This is a genomic window from Citrobacter sp. Marseille-Q5395, assembly GCF_947057495.1.
Lineage (GTDB): Bacteria > Pseudomonadota > Gammaproteobacteria > Enterobacterales > Enterobacteriaceae > Citrobacter > Citrobacter murliniae.
On the sequence record NZ_CAMSEL010000010.1, the window covers coordinates 112,630 to 128,131 of the forward strand.

Consider the following 15,502-nt stretch of genomic DNA (forward strand, 5'->3'; position numbering starts at 1 on the left):
TAAAAGGTGACGTGCGTATGCGTATTTATACTACTGAACGGCATATTGCAAAGCGCTAATACGCCAATGATAGTGTGAAAAACGTAACGATGAGTAAACGTGAGCTTTTCCCTGATAGTGGATGTTCGCTTTTGTGATCTTACGCTGTGATAATCTGAATATGCTGGAACGCAGTGTTAGGTGAAAACCACAGAAACAATTCTTCAGAACCGGGTAGCGAACTAAGTTCGCTGATTCTGGTCACAATGGTCGGTTTCAGCTTGTGTTTTTGGGCGTTAGCCGTCTTGCCACCGTCTGTGGCAAATGCACAGCAGTCGTCATAACGATAAGAAGTTAGCAGGAGAGCACTATGTTTAAGTCTTTTTTCCCAAAGCCGGGGCCGTTCTTTATTTCGGCATTTATTTGGGCACTGGTTGCCGTTGTATTTTGGCAGGCAGGTGGGGGAGCCTGGGTGGCGCGCATTACTGGCGCATCGGGGGACGTACCGATTAGCGCAGCGCGATTCTGGTCGCTGGATTATCTGATTTTTTATGCTTACTACATTTTGTGCGTCGGCCTGTTCGCGCTGTTCTGGTTTATCTACAGTCCACATCGCTGGCAGTACTGGTCCATACTCGGCACGTCGTTGATTATCTTTGTGACCTGGTTTCTGGTTGAAGTCGGGGTCGCCGTTAACGCCTGGTATGCGCCATTTTATGACCTGATTCAAACTGCACTCAGCGCTCCCCATAAGGTGAAAATTGAGCAGTTCTATCATGAAGTGGGGATCTTTCTTGGTATTGCGCTGATTGCCGTCGTCATTGGCGTGATGAACAATTTCTTCGTCAGCCATTATGTTTTCCGCTGGCGTACCGCAATGAACGAACATTATATGGCGCACTGGCAGCATCTGCGTCATATCGAAGGTGCCGCGCAGCGTGTGCAGGAAGACACTATGCGTTTTGCCTCGACGCTGGAAGATATGGGCGTCAGTTTTATCAACGCCATCATGACGCTGATTGCCTTCTTGCCGGTACTGGTTACGCTTTCTGCGCATGTCCCTGATTTGCCAATAGTCGGACATGTGCCTTATGGTCTGGTGATTGCTGCGATTGTCTGGTCGCTGATGGGAACCGGGATGCTGGCGGTAGTGGGGATAAAACTTCCGGGTCTGGAGTTCAAAAACCAACGTGTGGAAGCGGCTTATCGTAAAGAACTGGTGTACGGTGAAGACGATGCCAACCGCGCGACGCCACCTACCGTTCGCGAACTGTTTCACGCGGTGCGTCAGAACTATTTCCGCCTCTATTTTCACTATATGTACTTCAATATCGCCCGCATTCTTTACCTGCAGGTTGATAACGTTTTCGGGTTGTTCCTGCTGTTTCCATCGATTGTTGCCGGTACGATTACGCTCGGTCTGATGACGCAAATTACCAACGTGTTTGGACAGGTGCGAGGATCGTTCCAGTATCTGATTAACTCCTGGACGACGTTAGTCGAACTGATGTCTATCTATAAGCGTCTGCGCAGCTTTGAACGTGAGCTGGATGGCCAGGAAATTCAGGTAGTTACCAATACACTTAGTTAACAAAGGAGATGTTATGTCGACGGTTTCCCGTCTTTACCCCTGGTCTTGTCTGGCTGTACTGGTGTTGATGGGGTGTAGTAGCCAACCCTCGCAGCCGTTAAAAAAAGGGGAGAAAGCCGTCGATGTGGCGAGCGTCGTGCGCCAGAAAATGCCGTCCAGTGTGAAGGACAGAGACGCCTGGGCGCAGGATCTGGCGAAGACGTTTGAAAGCCAGAAGCTGGCACCGACGGTCGAGAACGTCTGTTCGGTGCTGGCAGTGGCGCAGCAGGAGTCCAACTATCAGGCCGATCCGGTCGTTCCTGGCTTAAGTAAAATTGCCTGGAAAGAGATCGACCGTCGTGCTGAGCGTATGCATATTCCGGTGTTTCTGGTTCATACCGCACTGAAGATTAATTCCCCGACAGGAAAAAGCTACAGTGAGCGCCTGGATTCAGTGAAGACGGAAAAGCAGCTTAGCGCCATCTTTGATGATTTTATCAATATGGTGCCGATGGGACAGACGCTGTTTGGTTCACTAAATCCGGTTCATACCGGCGGTCCGATGCAGGTCAGCATTGCGTTTGCGGAACAGCACACGACGGGATACCCATGGAAAATGGCAGGAACAGTGCGTCAGGAAGTGTTCAGTCGCCGTGGTGGGCTATGGTTCGGAACTTATCATTTGCTGAACTATCCGGCGAACTATAGTGCACCTGTCTTCCGTTTCGCTGACTTTAATGCGGGCTGGTACGCCAGCCGGAATGCCGCTTTCCAGAACGCTGTCAGTAAAGCCAGCGGTGTGAAGCTGGAACTGGATGGTGACTTGATTCGCTACGACAGCAAAGATCCAGGTAAAACGGAGCTGGCAGTACGTAAACTGGTTGGGAAGCTGAATATGAGTGAGAGCGATATTCGGCGTCAACTGCAAAAGGGCGACAGCCTTGCTTTTGAAGAGACCGCGCTTTATGAGAAGGTCTATAAGCTGGCTGAAGCGAAGGTGGGCAAAGCATTACCCCGTGAAATGCTGCCGGGTATTCAACTGGAAAGTCCGAAGATCACCCGCAACCTGACCACTGCGTGGTTTGCTAAACGGGTGGACGAGCGCCGGGCGAAATGTATGGCTCAGTCTGCTTTATGATGGCGTTGGCGCCAGCGCATAAAGCCAGCGACGATGCCAAGGATCAGCCCTCCGGCCAGGAAGGGGATCACGCCAAAAATCGTACCGACGCCAAAACCGATTTCGATTCGCGGACGTCCGGTTTCCTGCATTTGTAGCTGCATCAGTTGCTCGTAAATTCCGGGTGCGTGAGCTAACAGATTTAAAATCTGTGCTCCCACCCAGAAACAGAACAGTACAAATACGGCATACGCAATATTGCCGGTCAGGGAGGAGGTATCCCGATACTTGCCCTTAAAAAGGGTTTTAGAGAGCGTAAAATCAGCCATAAAGACCTCCGGAAATAACCTGCTTCTTTCGACGTAATGCCAACAACTGACAGTGAGTCTGACAGGTGATCGCCATTGTCAATATCAGAATGATGGTAATTTCAGCCAGGGATTATTCCTGGATTTAAGTTTTTTGCGGATAGTCACAAATCTTTAACCTTAAGTGAAATTTTGTGACATTTAAGAAATTCCGCATACACCACAGACGTCTCAGAGAAAATGTGCGAGGATGCGCCTAATGTGTGTTTCTCCGGAGCTGCTATGAACCTGCCTGCTAAAATTCGCCGTGACTGGCACTACTATGCGTTCGCCATTGGGCTTATCTTTATTCTGAATGGTGTGGTGGGATTACTGGGTTTTGAAGCTAAGGGATGGCAAACCTATGCGGTGGGGCTGGTCACATGGGTGATCAGTTTTTGGCTCGCCGGACTCATTATACGCCGTCGTGTGGAAGCTGATGATGTGAAAGATACCCAATAACGTTTTGTTATACCCCTCATACTTCAAGTTGCAGGTGTGTTGGCTTTCCTGGCTCACCCCAGTCACTTACTGATGTAAGCTCCTGGGGATTCACGGCGTGGCCGCCTTTCTGTAACCCGAAATATTTAGGGTATATCAGGCATTCTGGTCAGTTTTACATACTGGTTTTCAACGCACTATCCGCAGCGTGGCGTTCCAGCGCCAGTTCGATCAGACGGGTGATCAAATCGGTATAGCCTAAACCGCTCGCCTGCCACAGTTTTGGATACATACTGATATTGGTAAAGCCTGGCAGCGTGTTGATCTCATTGATCACCACGTCGTTTTCATCAGTCAGGAATACATCCACCCGGGCCATGCCGGCGCAGCCCAGCGTCTGGTATGCCTGAATCGCAATCTCGCGGATCTTATCGTTAATTTCTGGCGCAATCGCCGCAGGAACGACAACTTTTGCCCCGTTGTCGTCAATGTATTTGGTGTCGTAAGCGTAAAAATCACTGTTCAGAACGATCTCGCCACAGGTGCTGGCCTGGGGGTGATCGTTCCCCAGTACCGCGCATTCGATCTCGCGGCCTTTGATCCCTTGTTCCACAACCACCTTATGATCGAATTCAAATGCCAGCGCGACGGCCTGGTTGTACTGTGCTTCGCTGGTGACTTTGCTAACGCCAACGGATGACCCCTGATTGGCAGGTTTCACGAACAGTGGGAGACCCAGGCGTGATTCAACCTCGGCAAAGCTGATGGTGTGGCGGTTTGCGCGGGTGAGCGTAATAAATGGTGCGATGTTTAACCCGGCATCACGCAGCAGACGTTTGGTCACGTCTTTATCCATACAGGCTGCGGAACCAAGCACATCGGAGCCGACGAACGGTAAGTTCGCTACGCGTAGCATGCCTTGCAGAGAACCATCTTCTCCCAGCGTACCGTGAACGATTGGAAAAATAACATCCACCGTTGGCAGCGGCTGACCATTCTGCGCGTCGATCAGTTGATGCTCTTGTTTACCCGGTACCTGAGCGAGGCTGGTTAGTGAAGGACGCAACGCAATATGAGCCGGATCGTCTGCATTAAGCAGATAATTACCGGAATCGCTGACGTGCCATTGCCCTTGTTTATCAATACCTAACAACACAACATCAAAGCGAGTCTTGTCGATGGCATCGACAATATTTTTAGCCGATTGCAATGACACTTCATGTTCTGCTGACTTACCACCAAATACGATTCCTACCCGCAACTTTGCCATCTTAAAAACCCATTCCATGAATGCAAAGCACATACATTACCACGACAAAACGCAGGATTCCTCGGCTTCTGGCAGAATGTTTTCGTGAAGTACAGGGGAACAAATTTGTTTAAACCCGAGTGCGCTGGTTAAAGCATAATCACCTGTATAAAGTGTGGATTTGATGTGATGGATATCACAATTATGATGAGCGGGGAGATAAAATACTAAACTGTGATACATCGCACCGCTGAACCTCCGTCTGGATACGTAATTTGTTAAGCTGCTCGCAGTTTTCAGCTGCTTATCGTTATGAGTCTTATGGAATCCTGGAGAGTTAACCTTATTTCCGTTTGGTTCGGGTGCTTTTTTACCGGACTGGCGATCAGTCAAATCCTGCCTTTTTTACCGCTCTATATCTCCCAGCTTGGGGTGACCTCGCATGAAGCGCTGTCGATGTGGTCCGGCTTAACGTTTAGTGTCACTTTTCTTATTTCTGCCATTGTTGCACCGATGTGGGGTAGCTTAGCCGATCGCAAAGGGCGCAAATTAATGCTGTTGCGCGCTTCGTTAGGGATGGCCATCGCAATTTTACTGCAGGCATTTGCGACTAACGTCTGGCAGCTTTTCCTGCTCCGTGGCGTGATGGGGTTAACATCGGGATATATCCCCAATGCGATGGCGCTGGTCGCGTCACAGGTACCGCGTGAACGCAGCGGTTGGGCGCTGAGTACGCTCTCTACGGCGCAAATTAGCGGTGTTATTGGCGGGCCGCTGATGGGTGGGTTTATTGCCGATCATATCGGCTTACGGGCGGTATTTTGTATTACTGCGGCGCTGCTGGTAGTAAGTTTTCTGGTCACATTGTTTTTAATTAAAGAGGGCGTGCGTCCGACGATTAAAAAAAGTGAACGTTTAAGCGGCAAGGCGGTTTTCGCCTCACTGCCTTATCCGGCGTTGGTGATTAGCCTGTTTTTTACCACTATGGTTATTCAGCTGTGTAACGGCTCAATAGGTCCCATTCTGGCACTGTTTATCAAATCTATGGTGCCAGACAGCACAAACATTGCTTTTCTCAGCGGCTTAATTGCTTCGGTACCTGGCGTATCGGCGCTGATATCGGCGCCCCGACTTGGAAAACTGGGCGATCGAATTGGCACGGAGCGAATTCTTATGGCGACGTTAATCTTCGCCGTGGTGCTCTTTTTCGCCATGTCCTGGGTTACTACGCCATTGCAGTTGGGAATATTGCGTTTCCTGCTTGGTTTTGCCGATGGCGCGATGCTACCTGCTGTGCAGACGTTGCTGGTCAAATATTCCAGCGATCAGATTACCGGTCGCATCTTTGGGTATAATCAGTCGTTTATGTATCTGGGTAACGTCGCAGGGCCATTAATGGGCGCAACGGTATCGGCAATGGCGGGTTTCCGCTGGGTTTTTATCGCGACCGCATGTATTGTACTTATTAATATCTGGCAACTGGCCATCGCGTTACGACGCCGGCGTCATGCGCACTAAGCTCACGTAGGTATTGTATATCTGTGTGATTATTCATCCCCTTACTCTTTAATATTGAATAGTTCTGGAGTAAGGGGCATTGCACATTATTTTGTGTTGTGATTGTTTTCGCAAAACGTCTTATTATTTATAAAAATACAACTTTCATCCCCTAGGCAGTCGTGAGCCATAATGCTAACGTGACCCATATTTTGTAAAGGGAATACGAAAATGAAAAATCTCGTCACTGAGTTACTACTTAAGCTTGCCCAAAAAGAAGAAGAGTCGCAGGAGCTGGCTGCCCAGGTAGAAACGTTAGAGTGGGTTATCATGGAGATGCTAAGCAATATGGCGAAAAATGATCAGCAAATATTGATTCGTCAAATTGAGGGGGCGCTGGCGGGCGTAAGCCGTATGCCGGCATTTTTGACAACTCTGCATAATCCGGGTGAAAGCCTACCAAAAACGTATTGAGCGATCTCCAGAAATTCACTACCCCCTGACATCATAAAAGTGTCACATCAAATACTTATAGTCACTTTGTTTTAATTTTACTGTATTTATACATGGAGAAAATAAAGTGAAACAAAGTGCACTCGCTATTGCCCTGTTACCATTACTGTTTACCCCGGTTATTTATGCTGAATCATCTGCTGTACCGGTTATGGATAATCGTGCCGCCCAGGGGGATATCACCACGCCTGGTGGGGCGCGCCGATTAACCTCTGATCAAACGGCGGCTCTGCGTGATTCACTGATTGATAAACCTGCCCGGAATATTATTTTATTGATCGGTGATGGCATGGGGGATTCAGAAATTACAGCAGCTCGCAATTATGCCGAAGGCGCAGGTGGATTTTTTAAAGGTATTGATGCATTACCTCTGACCGGGCAATACACACATTACGCGTTGGATAAAAAAACGGGTAAACCTGATTATGTAACGGATTCTGCGGCGTCAGCAACGGCGTGGACGACCGGTGTTAAAACCTACAATGGTGCGTTGGGTGTTGATATTCACGAAAAAAATCACACCACGATTCTGGAAATGGCGAAAGCCGCAGGTCTGGCGACAGGCAACGTTTCTACTGCTGAGTTGCAGGATGCGACTCCGGCTGCCCTGGTGGCGCATGTGACCTCACGTAAATGCTACGGTCCGAGTGTAACCGCTGAAAAATGCCCGACCAATGCGCTGGAAAAAGGTGGTAAAGGGTCGATCACGGAACAATTATTGAACGCCCGCGCCGATGTTACGCTTGGAGGTGGGGCAAAAACCTTTGCAGAGACCGCGGCAGCAGGTGACTGGCAGGGGAAAACGCTGCGTGAACAGGCACAGGCGCGTGGATATCAGTTGGTGAGCGATGCCGCAACGCTTGCAGCAATCACTGAAGCCAATCAGGATAAACCGTTGTTGGGTCTGTTCTCCGAGGGCAACATGCCGGTACGCTGGGAAGGTCCGAAAGCGTCATATCACGGCAACATTGATCAACCCGTCGTGACTTGTGCGCCGAACCCAAAGCGTAACGATACCGTGCCCACGCTGGCACAGATGACGGATAAAGCGATTGAGCTGTTGAGCAAAAATGAGAAAGGTTTCTTCCTGCAAGTTGAAGGGGCGTCAATCGATAAGCAGGATCACGCCGCTAACCCATGTGGGCAGATTGGAGAAACGGTCGATCTGGATGAGGCGGTACAGCGTGCGCTAGCATTTGCGAAGAAAGATGGCAACACCCTGGTTGTAGTTACCGCCGATCACGCCCATTCCAGCCAGATTGTTGCGCCGGATACGAAGGCTCCAGGTTTAACCCAGGCGCTGAACACCAAAGATGGCGCGGTAATGGTTATAAGCTACGGCAACTCCGAGGAAGAATCCCAGGAGCATACCGGCAGCCAGTTGCGTATTGCGGCCTATGGACCACATGCTGCGAATGTTGTCGGTCTGACCGACCAAACCGATCTGTTCTACACCATGAAAGCCGCATTAGGGCTTAAATAAGCAGACATCCGGCGGCAATACTTTTGCTGTCGGGTGGTTTTTTTGTGTTTAGCAGCCAGACTTATACCTACATGCTGTCGTTCAGAATAGGGCGGCGTTTAGAGTTGCATGCTTATAAAAGGATGGTGCTATGAAAATAACATTACTGGTTACGTTGCTATTTGGTTTGATTTTCTTAACTACCGTCGGTGCTGCCGAGAAGACATTAACCCCGCAACAACAGCGTATGACCACCTGTAACCAGCAAGCGACGGCGCAAACCTTAAAAGGGGATGCCCGTAAGACGTACATGAGTGATTGCCTGAAAAACAGTAAATCTGCTCCAGAGGAAAAGAGCCTGACGCCACAGCAGCAGAAAATGCGTGAGTGCAATGTCCAGGCGACAGAGCAGTCTCTGAAAGGCGATGATCGTAATAAGTTTATGAGTGCCTGTCTGAAAAAAGCTGCGTAATACATACGGGTGAGCAGAGAAAATCGCTCACCCGAAATATCATACTTTCACCGCCAGACCCCTTCCTATAATTTGGGAAATTTGTTTCAGAATATTCCCAAATACGATGAATGATGAAAATTTCTATCAAAAAAAGGTCGTACAGAATGAAGCGTTATTATCACTTCATCGAAATGACCATCAGCGCTCCGGACTGCGATTTGCCCGACGGATCAGGCTGCCGCGTGCGGTAGGGCTGGGGGGAATGTTTTTCCCCATTGCTTCTGTATTAGTTTCACAGCCGATTACCGGCGGCTGGTGGCTGTTATTGGTGGGATGGGCCTTTGTCTGGCCACACCTGGCGTGGCAGTTGGCGAGCAAAGCAGAAGATCCTCAACATGGTGAATTCACTAATTTAAAAGCGGATGCGATCCTGGCGGGTATGTGGATGGGGATTATGGGGGTTAACCTGCTGCCATCCACGGCACTGCTGATGATTATCTGCATCAACCTGATGGGCGCAGGTGGTGTGCGATTATTCATCGCGGGTGCCGTGTTGTTGGTGGTTTCATGCCTTGTCACGTTGCAGTTAACGGCTATCTCCGTTGCTTTTAGCAGTACACAATTGAGCGTATTGCTATCTTTGCCGGTGCTGGTTATTTATCCGTTGCTGTTTGCCTGGGTCAGCTATCAAACGGTAATAAAGCTGGCGGAGCATAAACGTCGGTTGCAGGTGATGAGTACGCGGGATGGTATGACCGGGGTGTATAACCGACGCCATTGGGAATTTTTACTGCGCAATGAATTTGATAATTGTCGTCGCTATCAGCGTGATGCCACGTTACTGATTATTGATATCGACCACTTCAAGAGCATCAATGATACCTGGGGACATGACGTCGGGGATGAGGCTATCGTCGCTCTGACTCGTCAATTGCAGATGACATTACGCGGCAGTGATGTCATAGGGCGTTTTGGCGGTGATGAGTTTGCTGTGATTATGTGCGGAACGCCGGCTGCCAACGCTATTGCAGCAATGTCGCGGGTCCACGAACGGCTCAGCCAGTTACGCTTATCATGCGCTCCGCAGGTTGCCCTGCGGATTAGCGTGGGTGTGGCGCCCCTGACCGCAGAGACTGAACATTATCGAGAATGGTTAAAATCGGCGGATATGGCGTTATACAAAGCAAAGAATTCCGGACGTAACCGCACTGAAGCGGCGGCCTGACGTCCGGTTATCCACTCAGGATTTGCTGAGTTTCTCCGATTGTTCCATACACTTAACCATCGCTTCAATCACCGAAGAACGGAAGCCGCGTTCTTCCAGGACACGGACAGCTTCAATGGTGGTTCCACCAGGCGAACACACCATATCCTTCAGCTCACCAGGATGCTTACCCGTTTCGAGGACCATTTTCGCCGATCCCATCACCGCCTGTGCCGCGAATTTATACGCCTGTGTGCGCGGCATGCCACCCTGAACAGCTGCATCCGCCATTGCTTCGATAAACATAAAAACATATGCCGGTGCTGAACCGCTGACCCCAACGACTGGGTGAATCATTGATTCTGCGATGACTTCCGCTTCACCAAAGCAGCGGAAAATATTCAACACGTCAGCGGTATCTTCTGGTGTAACCAACGCGTTTGGTGTCACAGATGTCATACCGGCATTAACCAGTGACGGAGTGTTTGGCATTGCGCGAATAATTTTGCGGTCATGACCCAATGCACGGGCGAGCTGATCGAGGGTGACGCCAGCCGCAATAGATACGACCAGTGAATCTTTGCTCAGGCTGGAGGTAATTTCACTCAGCACTTTAATCATGATGCCTGGTTTCACGGCCCCAAAAACAATGTCGGCAATTTGCGCGACTTCCTGCGCAGATTGTGCTGCATTAATGCCGTACTGGTCGTGCAGGGCGGCGACTTTTTCGGGGGAAGGGGTATAGACCCAGATTTGTCCGGGGAGAACCTGGCCGCTGGCGATCAGGCCGCCAAGAATCGCTTTGCCCATGTTACCGCAGCCGATAAACCCAATTTTCTTGTCCATTGTGTCACTCCCTATACGTGATATTCGTTGTTTTACCTGGGAAAGGTAAGCTTAGCGCGGAATGAATGTGTTCAGAAGGAGAAACAGCACTTTGCTGGAAAGTAAAAGCACGAGACAATACGCGATTGCACATGAGTCGGGAGGTGATATGACAATATGGGTGGATGCGGATGCGTGTCCTAATGTGATTAAAGAAATATTATACCGTGCTTCTGAACGTATGCAGATGCCGCTGATTCTGGTGGCAAATCAGAGTTTGCGCGTCCCGCCTTCGCGTTTAATCCGTACTTTACGTGTTCCTGCCGGGTTTGACGTCGCAGATAATGAGATTGTGCGCCAGTGTAATGTGGGCGATTTAGTGATCACGGCGGATATCCCGTTGGCTTCTGAGGTTATTGAAAAAGGTGCGGCTGCACTAAACCCACGCGGAGAACGTTATACCGAAGCGACAATCCGTGAACGCCTGACGATGCGTGATTTTATGGATACCCTGCGTGCCAGTGGGATCCAGACCGGCGGGCCTGATAGTCTTTCACCACGCGATCGCCAGCATTTTGCAGCTGAACTTGATAAATGGTGGTTGGAAGTTCAGCGCAGAAAATAGTGGCTGTAATTTATTTTTTACACTTTCATCATGGTGAATTCTTGTTATAGTAGGGCTTAATTAATTTAATTGCCCTAAGTGGAATGTATTGTTTACACTTTGGTGATGTACTAGTTTGATGGTATGATTATAACTTTAACAGCATCAGATCCCGCTCGCTTGCGGTTCTCTGGGGAATTTCTGTGATGACGCAACCTCTTTTTCTTGTTGGCCCCCGGGGGTGTGGTAAGACGACAACCGGAATGGCGCTCGCCAAGGCTATCGATTTCCAATTTGTTGATACCGATCGCTGGTTGCAATCTCATGTACAAATGACCGTGGCGGAAATTGTCGAAAGAGAGGGATGGGAGGGGTTTCGCGCCCAGGAGACGGCTGCTCTGGAAGCCGTTACCGCACCTTTAACCGTTGTTGCGACCGGCGGCGGTATCATTCTCACCGAATACAACCGGCACTACATGCGCAATAGTGGTGTAGTCATTTATTTAAGCGCACCCGTATCAGTACTGGTTAACCGCCTGGAGGCCGCGCCGGAAGAAGGGTTACGCCCGACCTTAACCGGTAAACCATTAACTGAAGAAGTGCAGGAAGTGCTGGAGCAGCGCGATGTCCTGTATCGGGAAGCGGCGCACTACATTGTTGATGCAACAAATAAACCTTCTCAGGTTGTTGCCGATATTCTGGGGCTACTGTCGCAGCCGGCGTCACGGTTACAGGGTGGTGTCTATACTTAAAGCTCATCCACTCAAAAGGAAGAGATATGCCGACAAAACCACCTTACCCGCGTAAAGCTACCATTGTGACAGTTGAGAAAGGGACGCCTGGCCAGACGGTAACCTGGTATCAACTTCGCGCCGATCATCCTAAACCCGATTCATTGATCAGTGAACATCCTTCCGCGCAAGAGGCCATGGACGCCAAAAAGCGCTATGAGGATCCCGATAAAACCTGACGCCAGGCGTTGCTGGTAAAGAAATCAGAGTACCCTCTGCTCGTATCGGTATCACATTTTTCGCACGTCGTCATACACAGCGAAAATTGAAAATTAAACGATAACAACATAATACTGGAATGATTAGGAATCTTTACATTATGCCTTGCTTATCTGCTGCTACGCTTTTGAGCATTTGTAGCGCAGGTAGGTGTCCGGCATTTGCCTGGGAATTCATGACGCAGTAAGAAGACGGTGGAGTAACAAATGAGTACGTCGCTGGCTATCCTCACGATTGGTGTTGTCCCGATGAGTGAGGTATTACCGCTCCTGACGGAATATATTGATGAGCAACACATCACGCACCATAGTCTGCTGGGGCAGATGCAGAGGGAAGATGTGATGCTCGAATATGCCGTATCGCCAGGTGATGATTTGTTATTAACGTTGCTCAGCGACCATCGGCTTGCTCATGTCTCGCGCCAGAAAGTTGAGCGCGATCTCCAAAGCATTGTTGAAGTGCTGGATAACCAGGGTTTTGACGTCATCTTATTGATGAGTACCGCTTCAATTGCCCGCCTGACGGCACACAATAGCATCCTGCTTGAGCCCCTACGTATTATCCCCCCTCTGGTGGCATCGATTGTGGATGGGCATCAGGTCGGGGTGATTGTGCCTGTCACTGAGTTGCTTGAGGCCCAGGTGAGTAAATGGCAGGTATTACAGACCCCGCCAGTTTATGCCGTGGCAAATCCTCTTGATGGATCCGCACAACAACTGATCGATGCGGGGAAAGATCTCATTGAGCAAGGTGCTGATGTGATCATGCTGGATTGTTTAGGGTTTAATCAGCGACATCGTGATTTACTGCAAAAATCGCTGGATGTTCCGGTGCTTTTGTCTAATGTCCTGATTGCGCGGTTGGCTTCAGAACTGCTCGCTTAATTTTGCGTGACAGGTGGAACGTCAGGCCCCTATATTGTTTGTTAACTTAATAACGAGATAGGGCCAGTTGTATGCTTCAAAGTAATGAATACTTTTCCGGCAAAGTAAAATCGATTGGTTTTACCAGCAGCAGTACTGGCCGTGCCAGCGTTGGCGTCATGGCGGAAGGCGAATACACTTTCGGTACTGCGGCACCTGAAGAGATGACGGTGGTTAGCGGCGCGCTGAATGTGTTGCTGCCAGGGGAAACTGAGTGGAAAGTGTATGCTGCAGGGGACGTGTTCAACGTGCCAGGGCACAGTGAGTTTCATCTGCAGGTGGCAGAGCCAACATCGTATCTTTGCCGCTATTTGTAATTGTAAAATGCCGGATGACGAAACTGCCATCCGGCACATCCTAATCAGCGCTGTGCTTCTCCGCCTAATCCTTCCACCAGGCTTTTGATTAACGCCGCCAGTTCTCCGGTCATCAGGATGAAATCGGCATCAAAACGTTGAGCATAGTCTTCTCTGTCGATGTCTTCGTTTTGATCGCGCAGTTCATCACTGAACTTCAGACGCTTTAGTGAGCCATCGTCACACATCATAAACTGAATACGTTGTTGCCAGTCGAGAGCCAGTTTGGTGACGACTTTACCGGCTTCAATATGAACGGCAATCTCGTCGCTCACCAGATCCTGTTTCTTCGCGCGGATCACGCCGCCATCTTCCAGCATGGCTTTCAGTTCCGCTTCATCCAGCAACTGGAAGCCCTGGGCGACAGAGCCGGAACGCACCCATTCGGTGAGCGTTAACTCGATCGGATTTTCCAGCGCTAACGGAACAACCGGCAGAGAACCCAGGCTTTTACGCAACAACGCCAGCGTATCTTCCGCTTTCTTCGCGCTTGCGCAGTCGACCATGATCAGGTCATTGACGGTGTCTATCCACATCATTGTCTGGCTGAAGCGGCTAAAGGCGCGCGGCAGCAATGAATGCAACACTTCATCTTTAAGCGAGTCTTTTTCGGTCTTTTTGAGTTTGCGACCCTGCTCAGCTTCCAGTTTGAATATTTTTGCTTCAAGCGCCTGCTTAATCACAGGGGATGGCAGGATTTTCTCTTCTTTGCGGGCGCAGATAATAATTTGGCCGTTGGCGGTATGCGTCAATGCATCGCTGTGCGATCCCATCGGCGGAACCCAACCCATTTTTGCCATATCCTGGCTGCCACAAGGGGTAAACGTCATTGAGGCTAGCTGTTTTTCCATCTCTTCGGCACGCAAAGAAACATCGCGGCTAAGACGGTAAACCATTAAATTTTTGAACCACAGCATGATAATTTCCACGGCCTTGTCGTTAAATCCAGCGGGCATAATAGCGAATTGTCGCTATGCTTGCATTGTTAATCGGGAAGAGGGACATACAGTGCGTATAGGTATCGATTTAGGCGGCACGAAAACAGAAGTGATTGCGCTAGGTGATGTGGGCGAACAGCTTTTTCGCCATCGCCTGCCCACGCCGCGTGATGATTACCGGCAAACAATAGAAACAATCGCTACGCTGGTGGAAATGGCGGAAAACGCAACCGGCCAGACGGGAACCGTTGGTATGGGGATCCCTGGTTCGATTTCCCCTTACACTGGTGTGGTGAAGAACGCCAACTCGACCTGGCTCAATGGTCAGCCTTTTGATAAAGATTTAAGCGCGCGGTTGAAGCGTGAAGTGCGTCTGGCAAACGATGCCAACTGTCTGGCCGTTTCTGAAGCGGTAGATGGCGCGGCGGCGGGTGCGCAAACCGTGTTTGCAGTGATTATCGGTACGGGATGTGGTTCTGGCGTGGCTTTGAATGGGCGAGCGCATACCGGTGGCAACGGTACGGCGGGAGAGTGGGGACATAACCCGCTACCGTGGATGGATGAGGATGAACTGCGTTATCGGCAGGAAGTGCCTTGTTATTGCGGCAAACAGGGCTGTATTGAAACCTTCATTTCTGGGACTGGGTTTGCTACGGATTATCATCGGCTGAGCGGAAATCAGCTAAAAGGCAGTGAAATTATTCGCCTGGTAGATGAGCAGGATGCCCTGGCTGAGCAGGCACTGAGACGATATGAGTTACGCCTGGCGAAATCGTTAGCTCATGTGGTGAACATTCTTGATCCTGACGTCATTGTACTGGGCGGCGGGATGAGCAATGTCGACAGGTTGTATCAAACGGTCCCGTCGTTGATTAAGCAGTTTGTCTTCGGCGGCGAGTGTGAAACGCCTCTACGAAAAGCGCTGCACGGTGACTCCAGCGGCGTACGCGGTGCGGCCTGGCTGTGGCCGCAAGAGTCATAATCTCTTTTGCCGGATAACCCGTCATACTTCA

Annotated in this window: 18 protein-coding genes; 14 read left to right on the forward strand and 4 right to left on the reverse strand. The window is 50.0% G+C overall.

All coding sequences use genetic code 11. The annotated features are described in order from the left end of the window. Nucleotides 1-349: 349 nt before the first annotated feature. Entirely contained in the window at nt 350-1,570 is a 1,221-nt protein-coding gene (gene sbmA / locus OH663_RS12975; protein WP_045440405.1) for a peptide antibiotic transporter SbmA, read from the forward strand. Between the two features lie 13 nt (nt 1,571-1,583). Then, on the forward strand, nt 1,584-2,687 hold the full coding sequence (locus OH663_RS12980; RefSeq protein WP_045440409.1) for a DUF1615 domain-containing protein: 1,104 nt from the start codon (nt 1,584-1,586) through the stop codon (nt 2,685-2,687). On the opposite strand, the gene OH663_RS12985 is transcribed toward OH663_RS12980, so the two are convergent. Continuing rightward, nucleotides 2,672-2,995 carry a DUF2755 family protein gene (locus OH663_RS12985; protein WP_045440411.1) on the reverse strand — a complete coding sequence of 108 codons (324 nt, stop codon included), beginning with the start codon at nt 2,993-2,995 and terminating at the stop codon, nt 2,672-2,674. The genes OH663_RS12980 and OH663_RS12985 overlap by 16 nt on opposite strands. Nucleotides 2,996-3,256: 261 nt before the next feature. Here OH663_RS12985 and OH663_RS12990 point away from each other — a divergent pair, with 261 nt between their 5' ends. After that, nucleotides 3,257-3,475 carry a DUF2754 family protein gene (locus OH663_RS12990; RefSeq protein ID WP_045440413.1) on the forward strand — a complete coding sequence of 73 codons (219 nt, stop codon included), beginning with the start codon at nt 3,257-3,259 and terminating at the stop codon, nt 3,473-3,475. Nucleotides 3,476-3,629: 154 nt separating this feature from the next. On the opposite strand, the gene ddlA is transcribed toward OH663_RS12990, so the two are convergent. Next, nucleotides 3,630-4,724 carry a D-alanine--D-alanine ligase gene (gene ddlA / locus OH663_RS12995; protein WP_200012155.1) on the reverse strand — a complete coding sequence of 365 codons (1,095 nt, stop codon included), beginning with the start codon at nt 4,722-4,724 and terminating at the stop codon, nt 3,630-3,632. Nucleotides 4,725-5,024: 300 nt separating this feature from the next. Between ddlA and OH663_RS13000 the strand changes: the two genes are divergently transcribed. The 5 genes from OH663_RS13000 to adrA all read left to right on the forward strand — a co-directional run bounded on the left by OH663_RS13000 (nt 5,025) and on the right by adrA (nt 9,854). After that, nucleotides 5,025-6,221, forward strand: coding sequence for a multidrug efflux MFS transporter (locus tag OH663_RS13000; RefSeq protein WP_200012157.1), 1,197 nt, complete (start codon nt 5,025-5,027; stop codon nt 6,219-6,221). Nucleotides 6,222-6,431: 210 nt separating this feature from the next. After that, the gene (locus OH663_RS13005) at nt 6,432-6,674 is read left to right on the forward strand and encodes a sigma-S stabilization anti-adapter protein IraP (RefSeq protein WP_045440415.1); all 243 of its coding nucleotides are present in this window, start codon (nt 6,432-6,434) and stop codon (nt 6,672-6,674) included. A gap of 106 nt (nt 6,675-6,780) precedes the next feature. Beyond that, nucleotides 6,781-8,196, forward strand: coding sequence for an alkaline phosphatase (gene phoA, locus OH663_RS13010; protein ID WP_045440418.1), 1,416 nt, complete (start codon nt 6,781-6,783; stop codon nt 8,194-8,196). Nucleotides 8,197-8,326: 130 nt separating this feature from the next. Further along, the gene (gene psiF / locus OH663_RS13015) at nt 8,327-8,647 is read left to right on the forward strand and encodes a phosphate starvation-inducible protein PsiF (RefSeq protein ID WP_045440421.1); all 321 of its coding nucleotides are present in this window, start codon (nt 8,327-8,329) and stop codon (nt 8,645-8,647) included. Between the two features lie 91 nt (nt 8,648-8,738). After that, nucleotides 8,739-9,854: a diguanylate cyclase AdrA gene (gene adrA, locus OH663_RS13020; protein WP_144243049.1), complete on the forward strand. Its 1,116-nt coding sequence runs from the start codon at nt 8,739-8,741 to the stop codon at nt 9,852-9,854. A 15-nt stretch (nt 9,855-9,869) separates the two neighbouring features. Here the strand turns inward: adrA and proC are convergent, their stop codons facing one another. Beyond that, a complete protein-coding gene (proC, locus tag OH663_RS13025) occupies nt 9,870-10,679 on the reverse strand; it encodes a pyrroline-5-carboxylate reductase (RefSeq protein WP_048221961.1) in 810 nt (269 codons plus the stop codon). Nucleotides 10,680-10,827: 148 nt separating this feature from the next. Here proC and OH663_RS13030 point away from each other — a divergent pair, with 148 nt between their 5' ends. The 5 genes from OH663_RS13030 (at nt 10,828) to ppnP (ending at nt 13,512) form a co-directional block, all read left to right on the forward strand. Then, nucleotides 10,828-11,283: a YaiI/YqxD family protein gene (locus tag OH663_RS13030; RefSeq protein ID WP_045440426.1), complete on the forward strand. Its 456-nt coding sequence runs from the start codon at nt 10,828-10,830 to the stop codon at nt 11,281-11,283. A gap of 185 nt (nt 11,284-11,468) precedes the next feature. Further along, on the forward strand, nt 11,469-12,014 hold the full coding sequence (gene aroL, locus OH663_RS13035; protein WP_045440429.1) for a shikimate kinase AroL: 546 nt from the start codon (nt 11,469-11,471) through the stop codon (nt 12,012-12,014). Between the two features lie 26 nt (nt 12,015-12,040). Next, nucleotides 12,041-12,232 (forward strand): protein YaiA, encoded by a 192-nt coding sequence (gene yaiA / locus OH663_RS13040; RefSeq protein ID WP_045440432.1) that lies wholly within the window; start codon nt 12,041-12,043, stop codon nt 12,230-12,232. A gap of 246 nt (nt 12,233-12,478) precedes the next feature. Continuing rightward, nucleotides 12,479-13,156 carry an AroM family protein gene (locus OH663_RS13045; RefSeq protein ID WP_048221959.1) on the forward strand — a complete coding sequence of 226 codons (678 nt, stop codon included), beginning with the start codon at nt 12,479-12,481 and terminating at the stop codon, nt 13,154-13,156. A 71-nt stretch (nt 13,157-13,227) separates the two neighbouring features. After that, a complete protein-coding gene (gene ppnP, locus OH663_RS13050; RefSeq protein WP_045440436.1) occupies nt 13,228-13,512 on the forward strand; it encodes a pyrimidine/purine nucleoside phosphorylase in 285 nt (94 codons plus the stop codon). Nucleotides 13,513-13,556: 44 nt separating this feature from the next. Here ppnP and rdgC read toward each other — a convergent pair whose 3' ends face one another. After that, nucleotides 13,557-14,468 carry a recombination-associated protein RdgC gene (gene rdgC, locus OH663_RS13055; RefSeq protein ID WP_045440439.1) on the reverse strand — a complete coding sequence of 304 codons (912 nt, stop codon included), beginning with the start codon at nt 14,466-14,468 and terminating at the stop codon, nt 13,557-13,559. Between the two features lie 91 nt (nt 14,469-14,559). Between rdgC and mak the strand changes: the two genes are divergently transcribed. Then, a complete protein-coding gene (mak, locus tag OH663_RS13060; RefSeq protein WP_045440442.1) occupies nt 14,560-15,471 on the forward strand; it encodes a fructokinase in 912 nt (303 codons plus the stop codon). The last annotated feature ends 31 nt before the right edge of the window (nt 15,472-15,502 follow it).

What these genes read in the sequence shown, in the direction of transcription:
- aroL (WP_045440429.1), top strand. Translation starts at nt 11,469, where the DNA reads ATGACGCAACCTCTTTTTCTTGTTGGCCCCCGGGGGTGTGGTAAGACG.
- proC (WP_048221961.1), bottom strand. Translation starts at nt 10,679, where the DNA reads ATGGACAAGAAAATTGGGTTTATCGGCTGCGGTAACATGGGCAAAGCG.
- sbmA (WP_045440405.1), top strand. Translation starts at nt 350, where the DNA reads ATGTTTAAGTCTTTTTTCCCAAAGCCGGGGCCGTTCTTTATTTCGGCA.
- OH663_RS13005 (WP_045440415.1), top strand. Translation starts at nt 6,432, where the DNA reads ATGAAAAATCTCGTCACTGAGTTACTACTTAAGCTTGCCCAAAAAGAA.
- OH663_RS13030 (WP_045440426.1), top strand. Translation starts at nt 10,828, where the DNA reads ATGACAATATGGGTGGATGCGGATGCGTGTCCTAATGTGATTAAAGAA.
- OH663_RS13000 (WP_200012157.1), top strand. Translation starts at nt 5,025, where the DNA reads ATGGAATCCTGGAGAGTTAACCTTATTTCCGTTTGGTTCGGGTGCTTT.
- rdgC (WP_045440439.1), bottom strand. Translation starts at nt 14,468, where the DNA reads ATGCTGTGGTTCAAAAATTTAATGGTTTACCGTCTTAGCCGCGATGTT.
- yaiA (WP_045440432.1), top strand. Translation starts at nt 12,041, where the DNA reads ATGCCGACAAAACCACCTTACCCGCGTAAAGCTACCATTGTGACAGTT.
- OH663_RS12985 (WP_045440411.1), bottom strand. Translation starts at nt 2,995, where the DNA reads ATGGCTGATTTTACGCTCTCTAAAACCCTTTTTAAGGGCAAGTATCGG.
- OH663_RS13045 (WP_048221959.1), top strand. Translation starts at nt 12,479, where the DNA reads ATGAGTACGTCGCTGGCTATCCTCACGATTGGTGTTGTCCCGATGAGT.
- OH663_RS12980 (WP_045440409.1), top strand. Translation starts at nt 1,584, where the DNA reads ATGTCGACGGTTTCCCGTCTTTACCCCTGGTCTTGTCTGGCTGTACTG.
- ddlA (WP_200012155.1), bottom strand. Translation starts at nt 4,724, where the DNA reads ATGGCAAAGTTGCGGGTAGGAATCGTATTTGGTGGTAAGTCAGCAGAA.
- psiF (WP_045440421.1), top strand. Translation starts at nt 8,327, where the DNA reads ATGAAAATAACATTACTGGTTACGTTGCTATTTGGTTTGATTTTCTTA.
- ppnP (WP_045440436.1), top strand. Translation starts at nt 13,228, where the DNA reads ATGCTTCAAAGTAATGAATACTTTTCCGGCAAAGTAAAATCGATTGGT.
- OH663_RS12990 (WP_045440413.1), top strand. Translation starts at nt 3,257, where the DNA reads ATGAACCTGCCTGCTAAAATTCGCCGTGACTGGCACTACTATGCGTTC.